General features: G+C 69.8%; 22 protein-coding genes. 7 read left to right on the plus strand and 15 right to left on the minus strand.

Translation table 11 applies throughout. From position 1 onward, the window contains the following. Positions 1-65 precede the first annotated feature (65 nt). From ACFWU3_RS20435 to ACFWU3_RS20445, 3 genes are all read right to left on the minus strand, one after another. Positions 66-740 carry a response regulator gene (locus tag ACFWU3_RS20435; protein WP_384439234.1) on the minus strand — a complete coding sequence of 225 codons (675 nt, stop codon included), beginning with the start codon at positions 738-740 and terminating at the stop codon, positions 66-68. After that, on the minus strand, positions 737-1,906 hold the full coding sequence (locus ACFWU3_RS20440) for a sensor histidine kinase (RefSeq protein WP_384439237.1): 1,170 nt from the start codon (positions 1,904-1,906) through the stop codon (positions 737-739). The genes ACFWU3_RS20435 and ACFWU3_RS20440 overlap by 4 nt, the downstream gene beginning before the upstream one ends. Before the next feature lie 101 nt (positions 1,907-2,007). After that, complete coding sequence (locus tag ACFWU3_RS20445) at positions 2,008-4,125, minus strand: DNA topoisomerase IV subunit B (protein WP_327679460.1); 2,118 nt, start codon at positions 4,123-4,125, stop codon at positions 2,008-2,010. Between the two features lie 433 nt (positions 4,126-4,558). On the opposite strand from ACFWU3_RS20445, the gene ACFWU3_RS20450 reads away from it, so the two are divergent. After that, positions 4,559-4,789: a hypothetical protein gene (locus tag ACFWU3_RS20450; RefSeq protein WP_313943672.1), complete on the plus strand. Its 231-nt coding sequence runs from the start codon at positions 4,559-4,561 to the stop codon at positions 4,787-4,789. Between the two features lie 130 nt (positions 4,790-4,919). On the opposite strand, the gene ACFWU3_RS20455 is transcribed toward ACFWU3_RS20450, so the two are convergent. The 6 genes from ACFWU3_RS20455 to ACFWU3_RS20480 form a co-directional block, all read right to left on the minus strand. Then, on the minus strand, positions 4,920-5,735 hold the full coding sequence (locus tag ACFWU3_RS20455) for a S1 family peptidase (RefSeq protein WP_384439242.1): 816 nt from the start codon (positions 5,733-5,735) through the stop codon (positions 4,920-4,922). Positions 5,736-5,872: 137 nt separating this feature from the next. Beyond that, positions 5,873-7,432 (minus strand): RNA polymerase sigma factor, encoded by a 1,560-nt coding sequence (locus tag ACFWU3_RS20460; protein WP_352205091.1) that lies wholly within the window; start codon positions 7,430-7,432, stop codon positions 5,873-5,875. A 333-nt stretch (positions 7,433-7,765) separates the two neighbouring features. Then, positions 7,766-8,653: a FadR/GntR family transcriptional regulator gene (locus ACFWU3_RS20465; protein WP_384439245.1), complete on the minus strand. Its 888-nt coding sequence runs from the start codon at positions 8,651-8,653 to the stop codon at positions 7,766-7,768. A gap of 159 nt (positions 8,654-8,812) precedes the next feature. Then, positions 8,813-10,549: an ATP-binding cassette domain-containing protein gene (locus tag ACFWU3_RS20470; RefSeq protein ID WP_384439248.1), complete on the minus strand. Its 1,737-nt coding sequence runs from the start codon at positions 10,547-10,549 to the stop codon at positions 8,813-8,815. 426 nt (positions 10,550-10,975) lie between these two features. Further along, a complete protein-coding gene (locus ACFWU3_RS20475) occupies positions 10,976-11,740 on the minus strand; it encodes an NUDIX domain-containing protein (protein ID WP_384439251.1) in 765 nt (254 codons plus the stop codon). A gap of 817 nt (positions 11,741-12,557) precedes the next feature. After that, a complete protein-coding gene (locus tag ACFWU3_RS20480) occupies positions 12,558-13,940 on the minus strand; it encodes a DUF4192 family protein (RefSeq protein ID WP_384439254.1) in 1,383 nt (460 codons plus the stop codon). Positions 13,941-14,049: 109 nt separating this feature from the next. Between ACFWU3_RS20480 and ACFWU3_RS20485 the strand changes: the two genes are divergently transcribed. Beyond that, positions 14,050-16,230, plus strand: coding sequence for a RecQ family ATP-dependent DNA helicase (locus tag ACFWU3_RS20485; protein ID WP_384439257.1), 2,181 nt, complete (start codon positions 14,050-14,052; stop codon positions 16,228-16,230). A gap of 217 nt (positions 16,231-16,447) precedes the next feature. Next, positions 16,448-17,077 carry a hypothetical protein gene (locus ACFWU3_RS20490; RefSeq protein WP_384439260.1) on the plus strand — a complete coding sequence of 210 codons (630 nt, stop codon included), beginning with the start codon at positions 16,448-16,450 and terminating at the stop codon, positions 17,075-17,077. 365 nt (positions 17,078-17,442) lie between these two features. Here the strand turns inward: ACFWU3_RS20490 and ACFWU3_RS20495 are convergent, their stop codons facing one another. From ACFWU3_RS20495 to ACFWU3_RS20505, 3 genes are all read right to left on the minus strand, one after another. Then, positions 17,443-18,060, minus strand: a complete 618-nt coding sequence (locus tag ACFWU3_RS20495; protein ID WP_384439263.1) for a hypothetical protein — start codon at positions 18,058-18,060, stop codon at positions 17,443-17,445. Between the two features lie 82 nt (positions 18,061-18,142). Further along, entirely contained in the window at positions 18,143-18,844 is a 702-nt protein-coding gene (locus ACFWU3_RS20500; RefSeq protein WP_384439266.1) for a ribonuclease HII, read from the minus strand. Between the two features lie 95 nt (positions 18,845-18,939). Beyond that, complete coding sequence (locus ACFWU3_RS20505) at positions 18,940-19,566, minus strand: TetR/AcrR family transcriptional regulator (protein WP_384439337.1); 627 nt, start codon at positions 19,564-19,566, stop codon at positions 18,940-18,942. Between the two features lie 118 nt (positions 19,567-19,684). Here ACFWU3_RS20505 and ACFWU3_RS20510 point away from each other — a divergent pair, with 118 nt between their 5' ends. Then, on the plus strand, positions 19,685-21,238 hold the full coding sequence (locus ACFWU3_RS20510) for an MFS transporter (protein WP_384439269.1): 1,554 nt from the start codon (positions 19,685-19,687) through the stop codon (positions 21,236-21,238). 187 nt (positions 21,239-21,425) lie between these two features. Here the strand turns inward: ACFWU3_RS20510 and ACFWU3_RS20515 are convergent, their stop codons facing one another. The 3 genes from ACFWU3_RS20515 to ACFWU3_RS20525 form a co-directional block, all read right to left on the minus strand. Next, positions 21,426-22,334: an ADP-ribosylglycohydrolase family protein gene (locus ACFWU3_RS20515; RefSeq protein ID WP_384439272.1), complete on the minus strand. Its 909-nt coding sequence runs from the start codon at positions 22,332-22,334 to the stop codon at positions 21,426-21,428. A 12-nt stretch (positions 22,335-22,346) separates the two neighbouring features. Then, positions 22,347-23,006: a histidine phosphatase family protein gene (locus tag ACFWU3_RS20520; protein ID WP_384439275.1), complete on the minus strand. Its 660-nt coding sequence runs from the start codon at positions 23,004-23,006 to the stop codon at positions 22,347-22,349. Between the two features lie 113 nt (positions 23,007-23,119). Next, on the minus strand, positions 23,120-23,725 hold the full coding sequence (locus ACFWU3_RS20525; protein ID WP_327679486.1) for a YdbC family protein: 606 nt from the start codon (positions 23,723-23,725) through the stop codon (positions 23,120-23,122). Between the two features lie 244 nt (positions 23,726-23,969). Here ACFWU3_RS20525 and ACFWU3_RS20530 point away from each other — a divergent pair, with 244 nt between their 5' ends. From ACFWU3_RS20530 to ACFWU3_RS20540, 3 genes are read left to right on the plus strand one after another with little or no spacing between them, the layout of a single operon-like run. Continuing rightward, a complete protein-coding gene (locus tag ACFWU3_RS20530) occupies positions 23,970-24,938 on the plus strand; it encodes a DUF1152 domain-containing protein (RefSeq protein ID WP_384439278.1) in 969 nt (322 codons plus the stop codon). Between the two features lie 54 nt (positions 24,939-24,992). Continuing rightward, a complete protein-coding gene (locus ACFWU3_RS20535; RefSeq protein WP_384439281.1) occupies positions 24,993-25,517 on the plus strand; it encodes a TerD family protein in 525 nt (174 codons plus the stop codon). Between the two features lie 12 nt (positions 25,518-25,529). After that, entirely contained in the window at positions 25,530-26,234 is a 705-nt protein-coding gene (locus ACFWU3_RS20540) for an RraA family protein (RefSeq protein ID WP_384439284.1), read from the plus strand. Positions 26,235-26,303 lie beyond the last annotated feature (69 nt).

Genomic DNA, 26,303 nt, shown 5'->3' on the forward strand with positions numbered 1-26,303 from the left:
CCGCGTGCCCAAGGATGGACAGAGCGGGAAGATCCCGGACTCTTCTCCCGCCGGTCTTCACCCCATCAGGTGATGCTCGTCCCAGGTGGCTGCGCCAGACCTTCCCGATAGGCGTAGCGCACGGCCTGGGCGCGGTCGTGCAGATCGGCCTTCGAGAAGAGGTTGTTGATGTGGGTCTTCACGGTGGCGGTGGAGATGTGCAGCCGGCGGGCGATCTCGGCGTTGGTGAGTCCTTCCGCGATGAGGGTGAGCACCTCGCCCTCGCGGGCGGTCAGTCCGTCGGGCAGCTGCGGCGCGGCCGGCGGACCGGCGGCCGTGACCTGCTCCAGCAGACGGCGCTGGACGACCGGTGAGAGTCCCGCCCGACCGGCCATGACGTCCTGGATCGCCCGGACGATCTCGTCGCCGTCGGCGTCCTTGGTGAGATAGCCGCGTGCTCCCGCCCGCAGCGCGGGGAAGAGGGACTCGTCGTCGGCGTATGTCGTCAGCACCACGATCTGGGTGGCGGGGTGCTCGCTGCGGATCCGGCGCGTGGCCTCGACCCCGTCGCAGCGGGGCATCCGGAGGTCCATCAGGACGACGTCGGGGGCGAGTTCGGCGACCAGGGCGACCGCCTCGTCGCCGTCCTTGGCCGAGCCGACGACCTCGATGCCGGGCAGCAGCCCCAGCAGCATCACGATGCCCTCGCGCACCACCGCCTGGTCGTCGGCGACGATCACTCTGGCGTTCTGCTCGCTCATGCCGGCACTCGCAGCCGCACCACGAAACCCTCTCCCTCCGGTCCCGCCTCCAGGCTGCCGCCGAGGAGTTCGGCCCGCTCCCGCATTCCCAGCAGACCGTACCCGGAGCCGGAGGCCCCGAGCTCGCCCGTCTTCTCGGCCGTGCCCGAATCCCGCACTTCCAGCATCACGTGGTCCGTCTCGTAGGCCAGCAGCACCCGCACCGTGGCGCCGGGGGCGTGCTTGCGCGCGTTCGTGAGGGCCTCCTGGGCCACTCTGCGTACAGCTTGTGAAGCCTCGGCGGTCAGCAGCCGCGGATCGCCTCTCACCTCGGTCGCGGCTCCGTCGGCGACGGCCGGCTCCCGCAGGAAGTCCTCGACGGGCACCATCTCGCCGCGGAGCGCGGACAGCGCCTGCCTGGTCTCGGCGAGCCCTTCGCGCGCCATGCCGCGGGCCGCGATCACGCGTTCGAGGATCCCGTCGCGGAAGGGGCCCTCCGGCTCTCTCTCGATCTGGATCCGGGCGGCTTCCAGGTGCACGAGCTGCGCGGAGAGGCTGTGGGCGAGGACGTCGTGGATCTCCCTCGCGATCCTGGCGCGTTCCCCGAGAGCCGCCGAGGTGGCCTCGGCCTCGCGCGCGGCCCGCTCCTGTGCGAGCAGCCGGAACCCCGCGCCCCGTGCCTGCCCGTCCAGCCGGAGCGAATAGCCGCCGAAGAGGATCGCGGCGACGGTGATGCCCGACCCGAGCGGTCCGCCCTGCTGCATCACCGTGAAGGAGCCGACCATCAGCACCCCGGTGGCCAGGCCGTACGCGAGCGGCAGCCGCTCCATCGCCAGGATGGCCGCCGTGATCCACGGGACGGCCGCGGCCACCTCGGCGCCCTTCGCGTACGCCCCCCAGCCCACCGTGGCGAGGACGAGCAGCGCGCCGAGGGACGGCAGCAGCCGGTGCTTCAGGGTCGTCTCGTGGAAGGCGAGGAAGGCGCCCGCGCAGAGCAGCAGCCCGACGGCCGGCAGGACGGTCTCCAGGCCGCTGAAGGCTCCCGATGCGTAGGAGCCGGCCAGCGCCCAGGTGGCCAGTCCGGCGAGCACGATGCCGTCGAGGACCGCGCGGGTGCGCGGCACACCGATCCGGGACAGCGACTCACGCGTGGGCCACGCGGTCGCCTTGCTGCTCAGCACGTTCATGCCCCTCCTCCGTCGCCTCGATGCTACGGAGGAGTGCCGACGCCCGGAATCGGCTCAGGGGTGGAGCCGGCGGCTCCACCCCTGGGTGGGCAGGCGGTGGATCAGGCGTCGATCCGGGACCGGTCCAGCGTGGCCGCGGAGCTGGTGATGAACTCCTTGCGGGGCGCGACCTCGTTGCCCATCAGCAGGTCGAAGACCTGCTCGGAGGAGTCGAGGTCACCGATGTTGATCCGGCGCAGCGTGCGGTGACGCGGGTCCATCGTCGTCTCGGCCAGCTGGTCGGCGTCCATCTCGCCGAGACCCTTGTAGCGCTGGATGGAGTCCTTGAAACGGACCCCCTTGCGCTGGAACTCCAGCAGGGTCTGCCGCAGCTCGTTGTCGGAGTAGGTGTAGACGTACTTGTCCTGGCCCTTCTTGGGCTGGACCAGCTCGATCCGGTGCAGCGGCGGCACCGCGGCGAAGACCCGGCCCGCTTCCACCATCGGCCGCATGTAGCGCTGGAACAGCGTCAGCAGCAGACAGCGGATGTGGGCTCCGTCGACGTCGGCGTCGACGAGCAGCACGATCTTTCCGTAGCGGGCGGCGTCGATGTCGAACGTCCGGCCCGAGCCGGCTCCTATGACCTGGATGATCGCGCCGCACTCGGCGTTCTTCAGCATGTCCGACACGGACGACTTCTGAACGTTGAGGATCTTTCCGCGGATCGGCAGCAGCGCCTGGAACTCGCTGTTCCGAGCGAGCTTGGCGGTACCGAGCGCGGAGTCCCCCTCCACGATGAAGAGCTCGCTGCGCTCCACGTCGTCGCTGCGGCAGTCGGCGAGCTTGGCCGGCAGCGAGGACGACTCCAGGGCCGTCTTCCGGCGCTGCGCCTCCTTGTGCTGCCGGGCGGCGATCCGGGTGCGCGCGGCCGAGACGGCCTTCTCCAGGACGGCCCTGGCCTGCGCCTTCGCGTCGCGCTTGGTGGAGGTCAGAAAGGCCTTGAGCTCCTTGGCGACGACGGCTGCGACGATCCTGTTGGCCGCCGAGGTGCCCAGCACCTCCTTGGTCTGGCCCTCGAACTGGGGCTCCGCCAGCCGGACGGTGACGACCGCCGTGATGCCCTCCAGGGCGTCGTCCTTGACGATGTCGTCCTCGGCGACGCGCAGCATCTTGGCCGAGCGGAGCACTTCGTTCACCGTCCGGGTCAGCGAGCGCTCGAAGCCGGAGACGTGGGTGCCGCCCTTGGGGGTGGCGATGATGTTCACGAAGGACTTGACCGTGCTGTCGTAGCCCGTGCCCCAGCGCAGGGCGATGTCGACACCGAGCTCCCGGGTGACCTCGGTGGGGGTCATGTGGCCGCGGTCGTCCAGGACCGGGACGGTCTCCTTGAAGCTGCCCGTGCCGGTCAGCCGCACCACGTCGCAGACGGCCTTGTCCTGGGCCAGGTACTCGCAGAACTCGCTGATGCCTCCGTCGAAGCGGAAGATCTCCTCGCTCTTGCCCTGGCCCTCCAGGTCCCGCTCGTCGCGCACGACGATGGTGAGACCGGGCACCAGGAAGGCGGTCTGCCGGGCGCGCTGGTGGAGGGTGTCGAGGTTGAGCTTGGCGTCCTTGAGGAAGATCTGGCGGTCCGCCCAGTACCGCACACGGGTACCGGTACGCGCCTTGGGCACCCGCTTGCCCTTCAGCAGGCCGTTCGCCGGGTCGAAGGGGGCGTCGGGGCCCTGCTCGGTGAAGATGCCGGGCACACCGCGGCGGAAGCTGATCGCGTGGGTGGCGCTGTTGCGGTCGACCTCGACGTCGAGGCGGGCCGAGAGCGCGTTGACCACGGAGGCGCCCACACCGTGCAGACCGCCGGAGGCGGCGTAGGAGCCACCGCCGAACTTGCCGCCGGCGTGCAGCTTGGTCATGACGACCTCGATGCCGGACAGGCCGGTCTTGGGCTCCACGTCGACCGGGATGCCCCGGCCGTTGTCCCGGACCTCCACGGAGCTGTCGTCGTGCAGGATCACTTCGATGTGGTCGCAATAGCCACCGAGAGCCTCGTCGACGGAGTTGTCGATGATCTCCCAGAGGCAGTGCATCAGACCGCGACTGTCGGTCGACCCGATGTACATGCCGGGGCGCTTGCGGACCGCTTCGAGCCCTTCGAGGACGAGCAGGTGCCGCGCGGTGTAGTTGGACCCGTCACGGTCTGCGGTCAGTACCGCACTGGACGGCACGGACGTTTCGGCGGTCACGCGGTTCGCTCCTCGCTGAATTTCAGATGTGGCCAAGTGGGGTAAAGGCCCGGCGTCGGTCGCCGGTCAGAGGGTACCGAGGCCTGGTAGAGCCGATGTAACGCCACCCACCAGATTTTTCATGCTAGTCCAGCCTCGCATACTTGTTCGATCCCTCGATGGAGTGACGCGTACATCACGTTCCCTTCGAGGCATGAACCATTTAGGCTCCGGGCACGTCCTCATCAACAACCGGCAACCCAGCCGGGAGGGCCCATCGAGACAAGCAACGCGAAATCCGTAGAGCGAAGCAATACGGCTCATTCGCCGCCAACCGGCAGCAGACAGCCACCTCGATAAGAAGTTTCGAGGAAAAGCCCCGAGCGGGAACGTTTTCGGGCTGGTTGGATGTTGACCCTGGTACGACAGCTCGTCGAGCTAGAGAAGAGGCGACGTGACTACTGTTCTGACCCCCGCGAGCCCGCTGACGGCTGGTGACCGCTGTGACCGCTGCGGTGCGCAGGCCTATCTGCGTGTCGTCCTGACCAGCGGCGGTGAACTGCTCTTCTGCGCCCACCATGGACGCAAGTTCGAGCCGGAACTCAAGAAGATCGCCGCGGAAATACAGGATGAGACCGACCGACTCACGGCCGTACCGGCCGCCGTCGGTGAAGAGGATCACTGATACCTCACATCCACGACGAGCCAAGGTCGGTCCAGGACCGGCTGACGGGCGGCAACCCCTGAACACCAGGGGCGGCCGCCCGCTCTCGTACCGTGACCGCGTCAGCGGTCCGTTCTGATCCAGGGCCCCTTCAGGACTCGGACACCGCGGAAACCCGCGTGTACACCCCCGGACTGTCGGCCCGCCCACAGCCGCTCCCCCAGGACACCAGCCCGATGAGGCGCCCCTGGGCCACCAGCGGCCCTCCACTGTCCCCCTGGCAGGCGTCGCGGCCCCCTCGCGGGTCTCCGGCGCACAGCATCGTGGAAGCCTCGTAGCGGCCCCCCAGACCGCCGGGATAGGCCTGCTCGCAGGTCCCGTCCGACAGGACGGTCACCGGGGCGGCTCGCAGCGACGAGGCGTAGTGGCCGCTGCCGCTCATGTCGCCCCATCCGTAGACGGTGGCGCTGGTACCGGGCGCGTACGCGGCGTCACCGGCACCCGCCAGCGGCAGGACGAACGACGCCGGGAGGGCCTTCGCCAGCGTCAGCACCGCCATATCCGCACTGTTGGTCGCCGGGTCATAACGGGGCGAGACCCAGCTGCCACTGACGGCGATCTCCTGCCCGCCCGCGCCGGCCAGTGCCGACCGTCCGGCGATGACCCGCAGGTCCGCGACGTCGCTCACCTTCTGGCCCAGCACGGTCCGGCTCAGGCAGTGGGCCGCGGTCATCACCTTGGTCGGCGCCACCACGACGCCGCCGCAGAACTGACCCGCGCGGGTTCCTCCGAACCGGTCACGGCTGGAGAGGGCCACCACCCAGGGACTGTCGGCGGCGCGTACCGGGGAGCCACCCACGACCACGCCGTCGGCGGCTGCCGGGACGGACGCCACCAGGGGCGCGAGGGCAGCCGTGGAAATCAGGGCCAGCGCCCCTGTCAAGGCTCGGACGAGGGGACGACGCATACGGCCTCCTGACTCTCTGTGAATTGAGTCCACTCAGAGTCACGCAGGTCGGCCGCAGCCGCACCCTCACACATGCCGAGGGCCCGGATCCCTGACGGGATCCGGGCCCTCGAACGGCCGAAAATCGACGGTGCCGACTAGTCGAGGTAGTCGCGCAGGACCTGCGAACGCGACGGGTGACGCAGCTTCGACATCGTCTTCGACTCGATCTGGCGAATCCGCTCACGCGTCACGCCGTAGACCTTGCCGATCTCGTCCAGCGTCTTCGGCTGACCGTCGGTGAGACCGAAGCGCATGGAGACCACGCCGGCCTCACGCTCGGAGAGGGTGTCGAGCACCGAGTGGAGCTGCTCCTGCAGCAGGGTGAAGCTGACCGCGTCGGCCGGGACGACCGCCTCGGAGTCCTCGATGAGGTCACCGAACTCGCTGTCGCCGTCCTCGCCCAGCGGGGTGTGCAGGGAGATCGGCTCACGGCCGTACTTCTGGACCTCGATGACCTTCTCGGGGGTCATGTCGAGTTCCTTGGCCAGCTCCTCCGGGGTGGGCTCGCGGCCCAGGTCCTGGAGCATCTGACGCTGCACACGCGCGAGCTTGTTGATGACCTCGACCATGTGCACCGGGATACGGATGGTGCGGGCCTGGTCGGCCATGGCGCGGGTGATCGCCTGACGGATCCACCAGGTGGCGTACGTGGAGAACTTGTAGCCCTTGGTGTAGTCGAACTTCTCGACCGCGCGGATCAGACCGAGGTTGCCCTCCTGGATCAGGTCCAGGAAGAGCATGCCGCGGCCGGTGTAGCGCTTGGCCAGCGAGACGACCAGACGGAGGTTGGCCTCCAGCAGGTGATTCTTGGCGCGGCGGCCGTCCTCGGCGATGATCTCCAGCTCGCGCTTGAGCTTCGGCGCCAGCTTGTCGGAGTTCGCCAGCTTGTCCTCGGCGAACAGGCCGGCCTCGATGCGCTTGGCGAGCTCGACCTCCTGCTCGGCGTTGAGGAGGGGAACCTTGCCGATCTGCTTCAGATAGTCCTTGACCGGGTCGGCGGTGGCGCCGGCGACCGCGACCTGCTGCGCGGGCGCGTCGTCCTCGTCGTCGTCGGACAGGACGAAGCCCTTGCTCTCGCCCTCGGTCTCTTCCTCTTCGCCCTTGGCACCGGGCTGCGCGTCGTCGACGAGCTCCTCGCCCTCGGCGGGCTCGTCGGAGTCCTTCTTCGACGTGGCCTTCTTCGCCACGGTCTTCTTGGCGGCGGTCTTCTTGGCCGCCGTCTTCTTCGCGACCGTCTTCTTGGCGGCCGCCTTCTTGGCAGGCGCGGCCTCCGAGACCTCGTCGTCGGCCTGGACGTCGACGGACTCGGCCGTCGGCGCCGCGGAGGCCGCGACGGTTTTCGCCGTGGCGGTCTTGGCCGCGACGGTCTTGGTGGCGGTGCGCTTTGCCGGGCTCTTCGCAGCGACGCTCTTGCGGGCGCGCTTCGGCGACTCCGCGGCACTGACCATCAGCGTCACACCCTCTTCCTCGAGGATCTGGTTGAGGCTGCGCAGAACATTCTTCCACTGGGTTGGCGGAATCTGGTCAGCCTCGAAGGCCCGACGCACGTCATCGCCGGCGATCTGCCCATCAGCCTTTCCCCGCTCGATGAGCGCCATCACAGACTCGGACTCGGCGATCTCCGGCGGGAGCGTACGGGATGTGCTGGCCGACACGAACAACCTCTCGGAACGATGGAAACGGCTTCCGGCCCCGCCCATGATCGGGCCGGAGCCGACGACCACCTGGCTGCGGATGTGCCGGTGGCGCGGGCGGAACCTTGGAACTGCACAGCGCCGTGAACGGGTGCTGTATTCCTCCTCGGCTGTCACCTCTTAGGTCATCGCACTGTTTCGAGGAGTGTTACGCCCAATCCGCGTGGCCCGAGTCACACCCCATTCTCCGCGAAACGACCAGAACAGGCGTTCACCACACAATCGTGCCGCCGGACCCCCGTGGAATCCGGCGACACGCGGTGCGTACGCCTCTGCGTTCCGGCCGTGACCGGATCAGTGCTCGCGGGGGGCGGGCACGACGCGCTCCACCTCCGGGTGAACCGTCAACAGTTGACGCATGGCGGACTCGGCGGCAGGCGCGTCCCCGGCCGCGAGGGCCTCGACGATACGGCCGTGGTGCGCCAGGGAGGCCTCGTTCGGGCGGTCACAGCCCGTGACCGGACCGCCGGAGACCTGGAGGGCCGCCGAGACGATGCCGGACAGGTGCTCCAGCATCCGGTTCCCGGCGAGCTGGATGAGCAGGGCATGGAATTCGGAGTCGGCCCGCGAGAACGTGATGCCGTCACCCTGAGTAAGGGCATGGCCCATGATCTCGACCATGTCGGAGAGTCGCTGCTGGATGTCCTCACGGCCGTGGCCGGCGGCGAGACGGGCGGCGAGGGGCTCGATGGTCCAGCGCAGCTCGGAGAGCTCGCGACGCTGATCGTCGCGCTGCGGACCGAAAGCGCGCCACTCGATGATGTCGGCGTCCAGAAGATTCCAGTCACTGACGGGCCGGACCCGGGTGCCGACATTGGGGCGGGCGCTGACGAGGCCCTTGGCCTCGAGGACGCGCAGCGACTCACGGACGACGGTGCGGGAGACCTCGAAACGCTGGCCGATCTCCTCGGGGACGAGCGGGCGGTCGGCACCCAGATCCCCGGAAACAATCATCTGGCCGAGCTGTTGCACGAGTTGGCCGTGCAGCCCGCGGCCCCGATTGCCTGCCGCGCGGCGGCCGACGCGGCCCAACTCCGTTTCCGAACCCTCCCAGGAGGGCGGGCCGACCCGGTCGACACCCGGGGACTCCGGGTAGGGGTAGCGGTCGAGTTCGCCCGGTCCTGCGAGGCCAGAATCGGCGGGGCGGGCGGCGGTCATCATGGTGTGCGCAAGGGTACTCACGCATCCTTTGTCGGCGAGGCTCCGGCAGCCCTTGAGGTCTTTGGTGAAAAGCACACGAAAGGGTGATCGGCGCTCGCCCCGCAATTGACGCCTTATCGGAAGGAAACGGGCGCACTCAAGGGAGTTGTGAGCAGAAGACCGCTCCCTGCTCGCTCATGATCACCAAGGAGCCCTACGGCGAAGGCCGGTGACCATATATGCGCAGATCAGGACCGACAACGACAAGACCAGTGCGGCTCCGACGGGTTGGGCGAGGACGCGCATCCCGGCCATGACCAGGTCGTCGGCCTGCCGGGGAAGCCGCACCCAGGTCAGTTCGCGAAGTCTCCCGGAGATTCCGGCGATCGAACGCACAGACGGTCCGATGATCGCCTTCTGCACCAGCGGGGCAATGATGATCGGCACGGCGAGCACGGCGGCCACTCCGGCGGCCGTGACACGGAAGACTCCCGCCGCCAGCAGACCGGCCCAGGCGCAGCCGACGGAGAGGCCGCCCCAACCTGCCGCCAGCGCGGGCCAGTTCCGTGGCAGGTCGGTCGCGTCGCTTCCGTAGACGACGCGCAGAGCCTGTGCGTCGGCCACGACGACGACCAGCGCCAGCAGCAGGGCGGCACCGGCGGTGACCGCGAGTTTGGCGATCAGCAGCCCGAGTCGGCGCGGGACGGTGCCTCGAGCGGTGGCGAGCGCGGGGTGACGGAACTCCTCACCGAAGGACAGGGCGCCGATCAGCCCGGCACCGAAGGCCGCGGGCGGCAGCGGGAAGAACGGCGGCCAGGCGGCGAGCACGACCGGCAGCGGCATGGTCCGGAAACGGGCGAGCAGGATGCAGACCGCGAGGGAGGCAAGGAGGACGACGGCGAGGATGACGGCGGGAGTACGCACGCCGAGGAGCCGCAGCAGCTCGTAACGCAGCGGCCTGACAGGGCTGGTGGCGGGACGGGCGAGTGGCGCAGGGCCCGCGGCGGACGGCGTGGGCCGCGCGCCTGCGGCGACTTCGGCGTCCTCGGCGGCCGGGGACGTGAGACCTGTGTCGCCGATCTCGTCGGTGAGCCGGTGTACGAGTACGCCGTGCCGGAAGGCCGTTTCACCGATCTCGGCGCAGCTGCTGCCGTAGACCGAGAGCCGGTTGCCGGCCTCGGTCACCACCTCGACCGACCGCCGGGCGGCACGCGCCTCGCGCTGCACGACGGCGGCGAGGCGCGCCATGTGCGGGGTGTGGACGGCAACCCGGGGGCGCAGCCGTGTGCGGGAGAACTCGCCGGCGTCCTGGTCGCCGACGAGCCGCCCGGCGTCGATGGTGACGACATGATCCGCGAGGCGGGCAGCCTCCCGGGGGTCGCTCGTCGTGCAGAGCACGGTTCCGCCGTCTTCGGCGTGCTCGCGCAGCAGCGCGTACAGCCAGCCCGTCTCGCGCGGGGCGAGGCCCTTGCCCGGCTCGTCGAGGATGAGGGTCTGCGGGTCGCCCAACAGGGCGGAGGCGAGGCCGAGTCTGCGGTCCATGCCGCGCGAGAGCGTGCCGAGCTGCTGGGCGCCGAGACCCGCGAGTCCGACGACGTCGAGCATCTCGTCGGCGCGGGCCACCGGCACCCCGGCGGCGGCGCAGAGCATTCGGAGCTGGCCCCGGGCGGTGCGCGCGGGGTGGCCGGGCACATCGCCGAGGAGTACCCCGACCTCGCGGGCGGGGTGGGCGATGCGGTGCAGGGGGTTGCCGCGGAAGTAGGTGATGCCGCGGCCGGGTTCGAGTTCGAGCATCAGGCGCAGCGCGGTCGACTTGCCGGAACCGTCCGCGCCGAGAAGGGCCGTGACCTGGCCGGGCCGCGCCTCGAAGGTGAGGTCGTCGACGGCGGGCGGGAGATCCCGCCGATGGGCGCTGGTCAGTCCGATGGCCTGGAGCATCTGTTCTCTCGCGGAGGAGCGGTGGACCGCTCGGCGGCGTGGGCGTGAGGGCTACCGCAGCAAGATAACGCGACATTTTGGACTTTTGGCGCAGGGTGGTGGATCGGCTCGGCGGGTGTCAGACGGCGCGCGGGCGGGACGACGGGGCGGGGGTATGGGGGTGGGGCAGGCTGGGGCGCCCGCCGGTGACCTCGGGGGGCGGCCGCGGGGGCGAGCGCTCGGGGACGGGTCGTCGGGGCGGGCGAGGCGTCAGGCGGTGAGGGGCCCTCGGGGGTGCGGGAAGGGCGTGCGGGAAGGCGTGCGGATCGGGCCAGGGAGGTGCCGGAGCGGGGCTGCAGGAGGGGCGCTCTGACCGGGGGTGCTCAGCCCGCGGGCGTGGGCGGGCGACCCGGGCCGCGCGCGGCGGCTCGGGCGGACGCGTCGTTGTCAGACTTCCGGGCGCAGCATCGGCGGGTTCAGCACGGTGGCTCCGCCCGCCCGGAAGAGCTGCGCGGGCCGGCCGCCCTGACGGGTGGTCGTACCGCCGGCCGGGACCAGGAACCCCGGTGTGCCGGTCACCTTCCGGTGGAAGTTCCTCGGGTCCAGAGCGACACCCCACACCGCCTCGTACACCCTCCGCAGCTCACCGACGGTGAACTCGGGCGGGCAGAAGGCCGTGGCCAGCGACGAGTACTCGATCTTGGAGCGTGCCCGCTCCACCCCGTCGCCCAGAATCCGCGCATGGTCGAACGCCAGCGGAGCCACCGACTCACCCTCGCGCGCGAACCCGCTCTCCTGGCCGAGAAGGTCTTCGACCGGCGTCCATCGCGCGCTGTTCGCGTCCCCGCCGGCCCGGGGTGCCGGCAGGTCGGGAGCCAGCACCAGATGGGCGACGCTGACGACCCGCATCCGCGGGTCCCGCTTCGGATCGCCGTAGGTGGCGAGCTGCTCGAGGTGCGCACCATTGCCGGGGGCCGGCGACAAGGGGTCGTGGACGCACAGGCCGGTTTCCTCGGAGAGCTCACGCGCCGCGGCTGCCGACAGATCCTCGTCCCCGCGGACGAAGCCTCCGGGCAGCGCCCACCGGCCCTGGAACGGCGGCTCACCGCGGCGAACGACCAGTGCGCAGAGCGCATGCCGACGCACGGTGAGCACGACCAGGTCGACGGTGACAGCAAAAGGGGGGTAGGCCGACGGGTCGTAGGGAGGCATGCCGTGATCATAGTCGTCTGCCTGACGATAAACACTCGATTCCTCGGGGAGGTGGCGTGCTTTCTTCCCCCCTCCCCCACCCACCCCGCCTACCCGCTCACACCTCCAGTTGGAGGCCCGGCGCTGCCTCTTCGATCATGCCGAGACCCAGCCTGCTGACGCATACGGCGACGGGCTGACCGGGCCACGCTCAGCCCCGCGATTCCGATCGCGCCGAGCGGAGCGCAATACACCGGGCGCACGGCCACCGTCCGAGCGAGAGCCTCGGGGGGATGGCGGCCGGCATCCGCAGGACCCGTATCCCTGCCGCGGCCGCCACCGCTGCCAGACCTGCAGTTGGCCCGATACGCACGGGTCGGCCGCACCCCGAACACGGCCCGCCCGTTCGCTCCAGTCATGGGCTCCCGGCGGCCGCAGGCCGCCATGGGGTCGGCGTCGAGCACCGCGGCCGGGTGCGCGCGCTTGGGTCTCGGCATGCTGTTGCACGGCGGGGCCGGGTCGGCCAGAAGTCCGTCGCTTCCTGCGGCCTGCCTCAGCAGGTGTGGCAGCGCTCCGCGACCGGCAGCAACCCGGTCGGCTCCTGCTCGGGCAGCCCCAGCGCCAGGCGGCCTCGGCACGAACCGCCCGGAAGGCGGGCGCGGGGCGGTGGGTGCCATGGTCGCTGTGGGGAGCCTTCCGTGGGCTCCCGGGCAGCGGCTCCGGGCAGCCGCTGGCGCGAGGGCACGGGTCGGCTCCGGGCAGCGCTGCGTGCGCGAGGGCGCGGGTCGTACGACCGCGCCCCGGCGGTGAACGGCCGCACAGAGACGGGTCACGGCTGTCATGGTTCGCTCCGCGAGTCCTGCCGGTTGTCGCGCCGACTGTCCGGGCTGCGCTGACCCCCTGCCTTGCTGGGGTGTGTCGGCACGGAAGCCGTCTTCGGCGGGGCGGGTCGGCGGGGCCGGGTACCGATCGGGGCCCGTGCCTGCCGGGTGCGCGGGCGGCCGCGCCTCCCCGCAGGGTCGGGTGTCTGCGGTTGGTCGGGGGTCTCGTGGATACGCCGGCTTTCGCCGTCAGCGGCGTACTTCAGCTCGTCTCGTGAAGTGCGCTCCTTGCGGAGGCAGTTGCGCAGGGTCTCCGGGTCCAGTCCCTCGTTGCAGGCCTGGTGGAGAAGGCGGGCGAAGACGTACTGATCGTCGAGGCGCAGGGCGAGTCCGAGGGCGACACGGGCACTGGGCTCGTCACCGGTGGACCACGCGACCCAGCCCGCGAGGGTGAGGGGTGCTGTGGCGTGCTCCGCATAGGGAGCGACGCATCGCCGGCACAGGGCCCGCCAGAGGCGCAGGGCTGGTTCCGCCTCCGGCCCCTCCATCCATTCCGCCGCGCGGTCCCGGGTCTCCCGGTCCTGAAGCCCGAGAATCATGGCGGCGGCTTCGTCGTGGCCGAGGAGTGCGTCGTCGATGGTGTCCGCCTCCGACCTGCTGGGGGTCCAGGGTGTCTCGGCGATACGCGCCATGAGCGTGCGCGCCAGGGTGAGCGTCTCTGTGGCCACCCGCTTGCGTCCCAATTCATCGAGGATCCTCGGCACGAGTGCCGCTCCCGCCCTGTCGAGGGCTTCGGCCTGGGCGCCGGCCGACGGTCCCGTCGTGGGCGCGAGCCGCGCTTCCATCTCCCGCAGTGATCCGCGCACATGGACCCCGGCGTACGCCGCGGCGGCCGCCATCACCGATGTGCCGGGGATGGCGAGCCCCTTCCCTTCCGGCGGGCAGCAGCGTTCATCGGGGCAGCAGTAGGACCAGAAACGTCCGTCGGAGATGCACAACGCCTCATACACGGGCACGTCGAGGGAGCCGCATGCGGTCCGCAGTCGCTGGGCGAGCGGGCGCAGTCGCTCCATCACGCTTCGGCTCGTCTCGCCTTCGGCCGGATCCTGGCAGAGGTAGACGACGAAGCCGTCGGGACGCGACCCCCGCCGCTCGCTCCCCTCGATCAGGCATTCCGCGAGCTGCTGGGCCACGGGTGACCATTCACGCCGCGAGCGGGGAATCCCGAGCCTCACCCGGCCTCCGAAGCGGCCGCGGCTGCCGTGGAGCGCGACGATCACGATGGAGTCGGTCGGGTGAAACCCCATCATGTACGGGAGTGCGTCGGCCAGTTCGGCTGGGCCGCGCAGGGTGATCTGCTGGTCGTCGGTGCGGTGGACGGGTTCGTGGTGCTTGTTCATGGCATGACGGTCTCGCGGGAGATCACCGTCCGCGACCCCTGTGGATAACGTTATCCACAGGCTGGCAGCCCATTCGCGGTTTGTCGGTGCCATCAGGTTGCATGGGGTCATGACCAACGCAGACCTCGCGGATTCCGCGGACCTCAGGGCCACGGCCGACGCCGTGCTTGCCCGCCTTGTCTCGGACAGCTCAGGCACGGCCCGGCTGCGCGAGGACCAGTGGCGGGCGATCGAGGCGCTCGTCGCCGACAAGCGCCGGGCTCTTGTGGTGCAGCGGACAGGCTGGGGCAAGTCGGCGGTGTATTTCGTCGCCACAGCGCTGCTGCGCGGTCAGGGCAGCGGCCCCACCGTGATCGTCTCTCCGCTGCTCGCCCTCATGCGCAACCAGGTCGACGCGGCGGCCCGGGCGGGCATCCGCGCCCGGACGATCAATTCGTCCAACACGGAGGAGTGGGACACCGTCCAGGAGGAGGTGGCCGCGGGCGAGGTCGACGTGCTGCTCGTCAGCCCCGAGCGGCTCAACAACCCTGACTTCCGCGACCAGGTGCTGCCCAAGCTCGCCGCGGCCACCGGCCTCCTGGTGGTGGACGAAGCCCACTGCATCTCCGACTGGGGCCATGACTTCCGGCCCGACTACCGGCGGCTGCGGACCATGCTGGCGGACCTACCGGCCGGAGTGCCGGTGCTGGCGACCACCGCGACGGCCAATGCCCGGGTGACGGCGGACGTGGCGGAGCAGCTGGGTACGGGCGCGGGGACGGACGCTCTGGTGCTGCGGGGTCCACTGGACCGGGAGAGCCTCAGCCTGAGTGTGCTCCAGCTCCCCGATGCCGCCACCCGTCTTGCGTGGCTGGCCGATCATCTCGGCGAGCTGCCGGGGTCGGGGATCATCTACACCCTCACGGTCGCGGCGGCCGAGGAAGTCACGGCGTATCTGCGCCAGTGCGGGCACACGGTGGCCTCCTACACGGGTCGTACGGAGAACGCGGATCGCCAGCAGGCCGAGGAGGATCTCCTCGCCAACCGCGTCAAGGCCCTGGTGGCCACCTCCGCGCTGGGGATGGGGTTCGACAAACCCGACCTCGGATTCGTGGTCCACCTGGGCTCGCCGTCGTCGCCCATCGCCTACTACCAGCAGGTGGGCCGTGCGGGCCGTGGGGTGCAGCACGCGGAAGTGCTGCTGCTGCCGGGCAAGGAGGACGAGGCGATCTGGCAGTACTTCGCTTCTGTCGCCTTCCCGCCGGAGGAGCTGGTGCGGCGCACGCTCGATGTGCTGGCGCAGGCGGACAGGCCGCTCTCGCTGCCGGCGCTGGAGCCGTTGGTGGAGCTGCGGCGTACGAGGCTGGAGACCATGCTCAAGGTCCTCGACGTGGACGGTGCCGTGCGCCGGGTGAAGGGCGGCTGGACGACCACGGGCCGGCCCTGGCAGTACGACGCCGACCGCTATGCGTGGGTGGCCCGTCAGAGGGACGCCGAGCAGCAGGCGATGCGGGAGTACGCGCGGTCGACGGGTTGCAGGATGGAGTTCCTGCGGCGGCAGCTGGACGACGAGGAAGCCGTACCGTGCGGCCGCTGTGACAACTGTGCGGGCGGCCGGTTCAGCGACAAGGTCTCCGACACGGCGCTGGACGCCGCTCGCGGAGAGTTGAGCAGGCCCGGGGTTGAGCTCGATCCCCGCAAGATGTGGCCGACGGGTCTGTCGGCGGTGGGCATCAATCTCAAGGGTCGGATTCCGGAGGGCGAGCAGGCCTTCACCGGGCGGGCGCTGGGCAGGCTCTCCGACATCGGCTGGGGGAACCGGCTGCGGCCGATGCTGACCGCGCAGGCGCCGGACGCTCCGGTGACGGACGACGTGGTGAACGCGGTGGTGACGGTCCTCGCCGACTGGGCGAAGGGTCCCGGTGGCTGGGCATCGGGGGCGCCGGACGCATCGGCGCGGCCCGTCGGCATCGTGACCGTCGCATCGCGGAGCAGGCCCCAGCTGGTCGGTTCCCTCGGCACCAGGATCGCCGAGGTGGGCCGGATGCCGCTGCTGGGCTCCGTCGAGTACGCGCCCGAGGCCACGGACACCCACATCTCGCGTACGAACAGCGCTCAGCGGGTGCGCGCGCTGCACGAGGCGTTCACCGTGTCGGCCGAGCTGGCCGAAACGCTGACGGCGGCCGACGGGCCCGTGCTGCTGATCGATGATCTTTCGGACAGCGGCTGGACGCTGGCTGTGGCGGCGCGGTTGCTGCGCAGAGCCGGTGCCAAGGGGGTGTTCCCGCTGGTCCTTGCAGTCCAGGCGTGACCTCAGGGGTCAAAGAAGCTGTTGATGGGCAGGGATATCTGAGTCATACCCGCCGAATCCCGCCGGTGGCGTCAAATTGCTCGTTGCCGCATGCCGACACGCCAGCGAGAATTGGAACGCTCCCCGCACGGCCCGTTCGCGGTCCGGAAGAGCCGTGCCGCGGTGCGCCTTCACCCGATCCTGCCCGCACTGTGGGCGCGTATGCGAAGGGAGTTTCGTGACCTTCGGATTCGCTTCGTCCGCAGCCACTTCGATCAACAGCTCGGGCAGCTCCGCCAACCGCCTCGCCAGGCTGCTCGAGCCCGCGGAGTGGGCGGCAGCGGGAATCCCGTTGCTGCGCAATCCGCGAGAAGTGGTGAGCGGTCTGCACGCCCGGCACCGTCCTGCGCCCACGACAGCGGTCGTCGCCGTCCTCGATCACGAGGAACGGCTCGCCGCCAGCGCCTCGTTCGCGCGGCGCTCGGCACCGGTCGACGGCTGGGAGTTCCGGAACGTCCTGCTGGCCCATCTGCGCCGGGTCATCCCGCACGACCTCCGCCGTCGCACACCGGTGCGGACAGCCGTGCTGCTCTATTGCCGGGAGGGCGACGAGCGATGGACGGAGGAGGACGGTGCGTGGATGTGGGGGCTGCGAGACGCCTGCACCCTCCACGGGCTGCGCTGTGGTGCGTACATCACGCTGACCCGAGGCGGTTGGCAGGTCCTCGGCGAGGGCCGGGGTGGCCGCCGGCCGAGTTCCACGTCGACTCCCGGTGATCTGGCGGAGATGGCGGCGGCGGGCGAGCCCTTGGAGCTGCGCACCGCCAGTGGCGCAGTGGACGTCCTGCGCCGCACGGCCGCCCGCTGACATACCTGAGCTGCCGGCGCGGGAAGCCGACGTCAGCCGCCACGGATGTTGTCCACCAGGGGGCATCGGGCGCCCCGCGATGCTGCGAAGACTGGGGCCATAGCCCGATGCCGGACAGGCCGGCCCGGTGGCGTGCCGCGTGTCGGAGACCGGCTCAGGCTCCGCGACGTGCCCCCAACTCACCGTGCGGCCGGCCAACTGACAAGGCCTCATGGAGATGGAGAAGCGCAGAGATACACGCTGCGGCTCCGTCATCGGGCGACGCGCGCACACCGAAGCGCCCTCTGTGCCTTGCCCTTGTCCGGCTGTCCTTCGTCAGGGCAGCCGGACAACGGCACACCGGGAGGTTCCGGGAAGGCTCGCGGTCAGGCCGCCGCACCGAGTGCGGCGTTGATCCACTTCGGGTCACCGCACACGATGAGCAGTGCGCCGGCCTTGGCCATCGCCGCCGGGAGTGCAGTGGCGGCTTCCTCCTCGGTACCACCGTTGAGCGCGACGACTACCACGGAACGGGTGGAGGCCCGGCCCACGGCGGTGGCGGCGGCGTAGAACACGTCGTCGCCGGCGTCGTGCTGGGCCCAATAGGTGGCTTCGCCGAAGGACAGCTCGTGCGCGGCCCACGGGTGCTGTTCGCCCGTGGTGAGCAGCAGGACGTCGCCCGGTGCCCTGCCTGTGTCGAGCAGAAGGTCGATCGCCTCCTCGGCGGCGTCGAGTGCGCCGTCCGCGGGGGCGGGAATCAACTGGATCTGCGGCTGGGAACGGTTCTCCGACCGGGTGGCCTGCGGCTGTCCGGTGGAGGCATGCGTACGCGGCGTCGTCGCGGGCCGGGTGGAACCCGGGCCCGGATGTCCGGGACGCGGCGAGGCCATGGAACGCGGACCGGGTACGGGACGGGGGGTCGGCGCGGTGCGGCCGGCGGCCGGTGTAGCGCGGGGACCCTGGGCGCTCTCGTGAATCTGAGGCTCCTCGGGAATGAGAGGCATGGGTGGATGTCTATCAAATGCCGGTTCGAACGGCATAGGCGGGTGGGCACATGAGTGCGACTGCCCTGCCGGCAGGGCTGGTTCAGAATTCGAAGCCGAGCTGGCCTCCACTCTCCAGTTCCGCCGCCTCCGGAGAGAGTCGAATCTTCTTCAGGTGCCGCCAGGCGGGCAGCGCGTCGAGATAGGCCCACGAGAGCCGGTGGTACGGCGTGGGGCCGAGCTCCCTGAGAGCGGCCTTGTGGACGGGCGAGGGGTAGCCGGCGTTGTCCGCGAAGGCGAAGTCGAGGAACTCCCCCTGCAGTTCGGCCATCATCGCGTCCCTGCGCACCTTGGCGAGCACCGAGGCCGCGGCGACCGCGACACACGACTGGTCTCCCTTGATGACCGTGCGGACGCGCCACGGATCCCCGAGGTAGTCGTGCTTGCCGTCGAGGATGACCGCGTCCGGGCGTACCGGCAGCGCGTCCAACGCGCGGGTGGCCGCCAGCCGAAGGGCCGCGGTCATGCCGAGCTCGTCGATCTCCTCCGGCGAGGCATGCCCCAGGGAGTGGGCCGTGACCCACTTCTCCAGCTGGACCGCCAGCTCCTCGCGGCGCTTCTGGCTCAGCAGCTTGGAATCGGTGAGCCCGACAGGCGGCCGGCGCAGTCCGGTGATCGCGGCGCACACCGTGACGGGACCGGCCCAGGCACCTCGTCCGACCTCGTCGACACCGGCAATGATCTTGGCGCCGGTGGTCGCCCGGATCGAGCGCTCGACTGTGTGGGTGGGTGGTTCGTACGGCATGGCGCCAGCAAGCCTACGCCGACCGACCCCGCCCGGAACAACCGGATTCCCGTCACGGTTCGACCGCAACGGAAGACCTCGTCCGGGAGAGACCGTCAGCCCTTGTGCGGACGGAGCAGCGGCACCATCACCTGGTCGATCATTTCGGCGATGTCTCCGTCAGGCCATTCGCTTCCGCACACCTTGGAGCGGTACATCATCAGGCCCGGAATGACATCGATGACGAGGTCGTGAGCGGCATCGGGACGGACGTCTCCCCGGACCATTCCGCGGCGTACGACGTCACGGAAGAGCTGCGTGGACGGTTCGATCACCTGGCGGACGATCACTGCGAGGAACCGCTCAGCAGCAGCCGAGTCGCACTCGTGAAGCACTGAACGGAGCGCGAAGCCGGATCGCGAGTACATCGCGTCCCGCACTCGACGGCACAGCTGGAAAAGATCCTCACGGATGCTTCCGTGATCATCGGCCTCGACCAACTGAGGCAGGGCGGCCTGCAGGGCATCGGCGACAAGGTCCTCCTTCGAGGGCCAGCGCCGATAGACAGCCGCTTTCCCGGTCTGCGCACCGGCGGCGACCCCTTCCATGGTGAGTCCGCTCCAGCCGACCGTGCTCAGCTGCTCCAGCGCAGCATCGAGGATCGCACGTTCCAGCACCGGCCCTCGACGGCGCAGCGAGACCGGGGATGTCTCGGCAGCGACCGTCCAGCGCGAATTGGCCATCATCTTCTCTCCGTTGGGGACTGGAGTTCAGTGAACGCTTGCGTTCACTGATGGGGACTCTCTACGGTTGACAACAGTGAACGACCGCGTTCACTAACACACTTGTGGGGGGACACCAGTGACAACTTCCGAACTAGCAGCTCCCAGTACGCCCGGGGCCGCTCGCCGACCAGGCCGCCCCGGGATTGCCCTCACTGTCATCGCCGCCCTCCAGCTCATGGTGGTACTCGACACCACGATTGTGAATATCGCGCTCCCCCACATCCAGGGGACACTCGAGTTCACCACGACCCAGCTGTCCTGGGTGGTCAACGCCTACACACTCACCTTCGGCGGACTGCTGCTGCTCGGCGGCAGGGCGGGCGACATACTCGGCCGCCGAAGGGTCTTCATCTTCGGCGTGCTGCTGTTCACCTTCGCCTCGCTGCTGTGCGGCGTCGCCCAGGAGGCATGGCAGATGCTCGCCGCTCGCGCACTCCAGGGTGTCGGTGGCGCGATCGCCTCGCCCACGGCGCTCGCACTCATCACCACCACTTTCCGCGAAGGCCCGGAGCGCAACCGTGCGTTCGGCATCTTCGCGGCCGTCTCGGCCAGCGGCGCGGCCATCGGTCTGCTCGCCGGCGGCATGCTCACCGAGTGGCTGGACTGGCGCTGGGTGTTCTACGTCAACCTGCCGATCGGCATCCTCATCGCTGTAACCGCGCCGATGTTCATCAACGAGTCCGACCGGCACTCCGGGCGCTTCGACATCACGGGTGCGCTCACCTCGACCGTGGGCATGGCGTCCTTGGTCTATGGGTTCATCAGGGCCTCCGAGGACGGCTGGAGCGACGGACTCACGCTCGGCGCCTTCGCCGCGGCGATCGTCCTGCTCACCGCCTTCGTCTTGATCGAACGCAAGGCACGCGAACCGATCACTCCGCTGCGCATGTTCGCCGACCGCAATCGCTCGGGCACGTATCTGATCATGATGAGCCTGGCCGCAGCCATGTTCGGCATGTTCTTCTTCATCGTCCTGTTCGTGCAGAATGTGCTGGACTACAGCCCCATCACCTCCGGTCTCGCGTTCCTGCCGGTCACCGTCATGATCGTGACTGCGGCCGGGCTCTCGTCGAAGCTGCTCCCCGTGCTCGGCCCCAAGCCGTTCCTGGTGGCCGGCGCACTGTTCACGGGAAGCGGTATGGCGTGGCTGACCGCGCTCTCCCCGGAGAGCTCCTACCTGGGCGGCGTGCTGGGACCGATGCTCCTCTTCGGTTTCGGCATGGGCCTGGTCTTCGTGACCGCGACCCTCACCGCGGTCTCCGGGGTTTCGCAGCACGAATCGGGGGCGGCCTCCAGCCTGCTCAACGCCACCCAGATGGTCGGCGGTTCACTGGGTCTGTCCATCCTCATGACCATCTTCAGCACCGCCAGCCGCGACGAGGCCGAGCGACAGCTGCCGTCGTTCCTCGCCGAGTCCACTCCGGCGCAGAAGGCCGTGTTCGAGAAGACGCACGAATTGCCGCCGCCCTGGGGACACCAGGTGCTCGCCGAGGGCATCGCGACATCGTTCTGGGCGGGTGTCGGCCTGGTCGGACTGGCCGCGCTGATCGCGCTGTTCGTCATTCGGGTCCGCAAGAGCGACCTGGAGGCACTCAGCGGGACCGCGGGCCCGGGAGGGCACGCCGCGTAGCGCCGGGGTGCGGGCCGCGTCGGCGATCGACGCGGCCCGCACACATGCCCCTGCCGTCGACGCGGCTCGTAGCAAGGCGCCGTGAGCGGCGCTGAGAGACAGACTCCGAGCAGCTCGGAGCCGCGCACTCACGCAGTCACGCAGTCACGCAGTCACGCAGAGTGAAACGACGATCAGTGGCAGAGTCTCAGTGAGCCGCTGCGGGGAGCCAGCCCGGCAACGTCTCCGTACGCTCCAGCCACGCGGCCGGCGGCTGTCCGGCCTTCCCCGCGGCGACCACCCCGCAGGCGATGGCACACGTCGTGTCGACATCGCCTCCGACCTGCGCGGTCGTCCAGAACGTCCGCTCGAAGTCGTCGAGCGACCGAGCGGCCGACCAGAGCGCGAACGGCACCGTGTCGTGCGCGCTCGTGCGTCGTCCGCTGCCCAGGACCGCGGCGACGGTCCCGGCATCGTTGTAGTCGAGCATGTCCCGCGCTCGGCGCAATCCCGCTCCCACCGCACTGCGCGGCACGAGCGCGATGACGCCGTCGAGCAGATCCGTGGGCTGGGGCGGTCCCGCCGGATTCGCCGCGATCGCTGCTGCCGCCGCCACAGCCATGGCGCCGACCACAGCCTCACGGTGCTGGTGCGTGGTGTACGACGAGATCTCGGCCTGGTGCGTGGCCTGCTCCGGGTCGTCCGCGTACCAGGCGCCGAGGGGCGCGATCCGCATCGCAGATCCATTTCCCCACGAACCCTGGCCCTTGAACAGCCCTGTGGCCAGTTCTCGCCAGTCGCCGCCTTCGCGGATCAGCCGGAGCATGCGGTTGACGGCGGGGCCGTACCCGCGGTCGAAGTCATGATGCTCGGCGAAGGAGCCGGCGAGCGCGTCCTGGTCGATGCGGCCGTGATCCGCCAGCACGGCGAGCACCGAGGAGGCCATTTCCGTGTCGTCGGTCCACTGCCAGGTGCCCGGGGGCACCTCGCGCCGCTTCAGCAACGGGTAGTTCGACGGTACGAAGTACTGGGAGCCAAGAGCGTCTCCCACGGACAGTCCGCGCAGGCTGTCCAGGGCGCGTGCGAAGCGCCGGTCACGAGAGGAATCAGCGGTCATCTTCCTGCCACTCTATCCGGTGACGCCGTACGGCTCAGGGGTGCGCCAGCGCTCGAACGGCCGGTCAAGGGTGTAGCGGCCGTCCTCACCGAGCTCCAGCACCCGCATGTCCCCGTTGCAGGGATTGGCCAGCGACTCGAAGTCCGCGACGGTCCAGTGGAACCAGCGCATGCAGAAGAGCCGCATGGTCAGTCCGTGCGTCACGAGAAGCACGTTCGGCGGGTGGTCGGGCGACTCGAAACTGCGGTGAAGGCTCTCCAGGAAGGCGCCGACCCGGTCGTACACGTCCGCTCCGGACTCGCCCTGGGCGAAGCGGTAGAAGAAGTGCCCATAGGCGTCTCGATAGGCCTTCTGCAGCCGCACGTCGTCCCTGTCCTGCCAGTTTCCCCAGTCCTGCTCCCGCAGCCGCGGCTCCTCGCGGACCCGGACGAGTTCGGGGTCGAGGTCGAAGGCGCGGAAGGTCTGGTGCGTGCGGCGATAGGGCGACACATAGACGCTCACCTGCTCGCGGCCGAACAGCTCACGCACCCGGCGGCCCGTCTCCTCGGACTGGGCCCAGCCCTTGCCGGTCAGCCCCAGCGCATGGTCGGGCTCGCGCTCGTACACGGTGTCGTCGGCGTTCCCTTCCGACTCACCGTGTCGGACGAGAACGATGCGATGCGGTCTTGCCATGTCTCGACCCTAGATCGCCCTGGGGCCTGCTGAGCGGCGGGACAGGATCCAGGCTGCCGATCCGGCCCGTGAGGTGTGGCACATCAGGCGCCGCACCCGAGGGCAGCAGGCCGTCAGACGGTCCAGGACGGTTCGAGCTGGACGACATCCCCGCTGAGCGCCGCCACATCCGCCTCGGTCTGTGCGCGCAGGAGCAGCCTCTCGACCCGCTCCCTGCGGTACTTCCCGTGCTCGGCGGCCGACTGCCACATCGACATCACCAGGAACTCGTTCTCCGGAGCCTCACCGAACAGCCCCCGGACCATTCCGGGCGAGCCCGCCATGGCCGGGTTCCACACCTTCTCCTGCATGAGCGCATAGTGCTCGACCCGGTCCTCGCGGACCTTGCAGTGCGCGACCCGTACCACGTCGGCCCCGGTGAACCGCGGCTCGAAGCCGGTCTTCACATCGAAGCGGTGGTCGAACAGCTTGGCCTGGCTGTCCTTGTACGTGCCGGACTGGCCGGACGCCAGCCGGTCGTGGGAGCGCGCCATGAACGAGTCGTAGAACGCCCGGCTCTCCCAGAAGGCGAACACATGGGCCACATGCGGCCGCCCCTTGCTCCACCCACCACCCTGTCCCCGGAATCCCGGCTCACCCAGCAGCCCCGCCCACTTCCGCTGTCCCCGCTCGAACCCACGACGGTCCACCACGGTGCAGCGAATCCACTTGACCAGCACCGCGCCATCGTACGGCCCGGAACGTGGCGCCGGTCACTCTCCCGAGGAGTGCACTCCTTCCAGATCGACACAGGTATCGGCCGCCAGTTCGATCTCGGGCCCGTCGGTGAGAATCCGGCGCACACCGGCCCTCAGGAATGATCAATTCCGAGTGGCGCGCCGCTCGGAGGCGGGGCGGGACCGGCCTCGGTCATCCACGGAAAAGCCGGCCGCACTGTCAGACCCGCGCTGCACAATGATCGTCATGACGGCGTTGCACACCAATCCCCTGTTCGACCGGCTGGAGTCGGCCGAGCGCGTCCTCGTCGCGGGCGCGGGCGGCGGGTTCGACGTGTACGCCGGTCTGCCGGTGGCGCTGTCGCTGCATCACCGGGGCAAGGAGGTCCATCTCGCGAATCTGTCGTTCAGCGCCCTCGAAGGTCTGCCGATGGACGCCTGGCTCGCACCCGACGTCGCCGTCGTCACCCCGACGACATCTCTTCATCAGACCTACTTCCCCGAGCGCACCCTTGCCCAGTGGCTCGACCTCCACGGCTACCCGAGCGCGGTCCACGCCTTCTCCCGCGTGGGAGTCCAGCCGTTGCGCGCCGCGTACACGGCCCTTCTGGAGCAGTACGACATCGACGCAGTGGTCCTGGTGGACGGCGGCACGGACATCCTGATGCGCGGCGACGAATCGGGGCTCGGCACCCCCGAGGAAGATCTGACGAGTGTGGCCGCGCTCCACGGAATCCCGAAGGAGCTCGCGCCGGAGCGGCTGGTCGTCTCTCTCGGTTTCGGTGTCGACGCCCACCACGGGGTGAGTCACGGCCTGGTGCTGGAGAACATCGCCGCGCTGGATGCCGACGGTGCGTATCTCGGCGCCTTCTCGGTGCCGCGCACCACCCGTGAGGGTGCGCTCTTCCTGGACGCCGTGGCCCATGCGCAGGCACACACCTCGGATCACCCGAGCATCGTCAACGGCTCGATCGCCGCCGCGGTCCGGGGCGATTTCGGCAACGTCCAGTTCACCACCCGCACCCGGGGCAGCGAACTCTTCATCAACCCTCTGATGTCCCTCTGCTTCTCCTTCGAGCTGGACGGAGTGGCCCGGCGTTGCCTCTACCTGGACCGTATCGAGCACACGCATCTCATACGCCAGGTCAGCAGCGCGATCGAGGCGTTCCGCGACGAGGTCGTTCGTCAGCGACCGCCTCGCCGCATCCCGCACTGAGCCGATAACGTCAACCGACCGTGAAATCCCGACAGTTACGGGAAGGGCAATCTGGTGAGCAGCCTCAACAAGGGCGTCGGCAAGGTCGAGGTGTCCCTCCGATGGGATCCGAGTCCCCTGGGCGAGGCGCCCCACGACCTGGACATAGTCGCAGCGACCTACACCGCGCAAGCGCCCCACGGTGAACCGGCGTACGTCGTCCACTTCGACAGCCGGTCACCCGACGGCACCATCAATCTCACCCGGGACAGCAAGACGGGGCAGGGCTTCGGGTCCGACGAGGTCTTGACGCTGGAGTTCGACAGGCTGGCCCCCACGTACGGACGGGTCCTGGTGGGTGTGGTCATACAGCAGCGGGACGGTCACCGGGTGTTCGGCGATGTGGCGAACACCGTGGTGAAAGTCGCCGAGGGCCATACCGAACTCGGGCAGAACGACTTCTCGGGCCTCCCGACGGCCACGGCGGCCGTCGTCGCCGAGTTCGTCCGCGGCGACACGGGCGAGTGGCAGTTCCACGAGGTCATGCGCGGCTACGACACCGAGCCGCAGGACTTCATCTCGCTGATGGGCAGCGACTGAGGGGACATCCGGATGGATCAAGAACTTCGGAAGCGTTTCGCGACGCTGACGACCGCCCATCTCGCGGACGCCTGTATCCGCGCCCGGCTGCCGGTGCGCTGCGCGCCGGCGGCCACGCGGGCCGTGGTGCCGGGCAGCCGACTGGCCGGACGGGCCCTGCCCGCGCGGCATGTCGGCAGCGTCGACATCTTCCTCGAGGCGCTCGAAGGGGCGCGGCCCGGTGACGTGCTCGTGGTCGACAACGGGGGCCGTACGGACGAGGCATGCGTCGGTGACCTCGTGGCCCTGGAAGGACTGGCCGCGGGTCTGGACGGCCTTGTGATCTGGGGCCTTCACCGCGACACGGCCGACATCCGGGACATCGGCCTGCCGGTGTTCAGTCTGGGAGCCATCCCGACGGGCCCGCTGAGTCTCGATGCCCGTCCGGAGGGCGCCCTGGAATCGGCCATGGTCGGCGAGTGGACGGTGGGCCGTGCGGATCTGGTCCTGGGCGACGAGGACGGCGTCCTGTTCATCCCCGCGGAGCGTGCGGATGAGCTGTTCACTCTGGCGGAGACGATCCGGGACACGGAGCGCCGCCAGGCGGAACGCATCGGCGCGGGTGAGTCGCTGCGCAGCCAGGTCGGGTTCGAGGCCTATCTGACCGCGCGGGAGCAGACGCCGTCGCTGACGTTCCGCGACCATCTGCGCGCCGTGGGCGGGGCGATCGAGGAGTAGCCCCGCCCCGGGATCGGACGAAGGGGCGGGGGGCCGGGAGAAAACGGGGCCCCGCCCCGACAGGGTGGT

This window comes from Streptomyces sp. NPDC058685 (assembly GCF_042714725.1).
In the GTDB taxonomy this organism is placed as follows: domain Bacteria; phylum Actinomycetota; class Actinomycetes; order Streptomycetales; family Streptomycetaceae; genus Streptomyces.

Bases quoted from the DNA above. Each gene is read 5' to 3' on its own strand.
- ACFWU3_RS20515 (WP_384439272.1), bottom strand. From the start codon at position 22,334: ATGACCGCTGATTCCTCTCGTGACCGGCGCTTCGCACGCGCCCTGGAC.
- ACFWU3_RS20475 (WP_384439251.1), bottom strand. From the start codon at position 11,740: ATGCCTCCCTACGACCCGTCGGCCTACCCCCCTTTTGCTGTCACCGTC.
- ACFWU3_RS20530 (WP_384439278.1), top strand. From the start codon at position 23,970: ATGACGGCGTTGCACACCAATCCCCTGTTCGACCGGCTGGAGTCGGCC.
- ACFWU3_RS20540 (WP_384439284.1), top strand. From the start codon at position 25,530: ATGGATCAAGAACTTCGGAAGCGTTTCGCGACGCTGACGACCGCCCAT.
- ACFWU3_RS20505 (WP_384439337.1), bottom strand. From the start codon at position 19,566: ATGGCCAATTCGCGCTGGACGGTCGCTGCCGAGACATCCCCGGTCTCG.
- ACFWU3_RS20480 (WP_384439254.1), bottom strand. From the start codon at position 13,940: ATGAACAAGCACCACGAACCCGTCCACCGCACCGACGACCAGCAGATC.
- ACFWU3_RS20470 (WP_384439248.1), bottom strand. From the start codon at position 10,549: ATGCTCCAGGCCATCGGACTGACCAGCGCCCATCGGCGGGATCTCCCG.
- ACFWU3_RS20495 (WP_384439263.1), bottom strand. From the start codon at position 18,060: ATGCCTCTCATTCCCGAGGAGCCTCAGATTCACGAGAGCGCCCAGGGT.
- ACFWU3_RS20485 (WP_384439257.1), top strand. From the start codon at position 14,050: ATGACCAACGCAGACCTCGCGGATTCCGCGGACCTCAGGGCCACGGCC.
- ACFWU3_RS20435 (WP_384439234.1), bottom strand. From the start codon at position 740: ATGAGCGAGCAGAACGCCAGAGTGATCGTCGCCGACGACCAGGCGGTG.
- ACFWU3_RS20500 (WP_384439266.1), bottom strand. From the start codon at position 18,844: ATGCCGTACGAACCACCCACCCACACAGTCGAGCGCTCGATCCGGGCG.
- ACFWU3_RS20455 (WP_384439242.1), bottom strand. From the start codon at position 5,735: ATGCGTCGTCCCCTCGTCCGAGCCTTGACAGGGGCGCTGGCCCTGATT.
- ACFWU3_RS20520 (WP_384439275.1), bottom strand. From the start codon at position 23,006: ATGGCAAGACCGCATCGCATCGTTCTCGTCCGACACGGTGAGTCGGAA.
- ACFWU3_RS20440 (WP_384439237.1), bottom strand. From the start codon at position 1,906: ATGAACGTGCTGAGCAGCAAGGCGACCGCGTGGCCCACGCGTGAGTCG.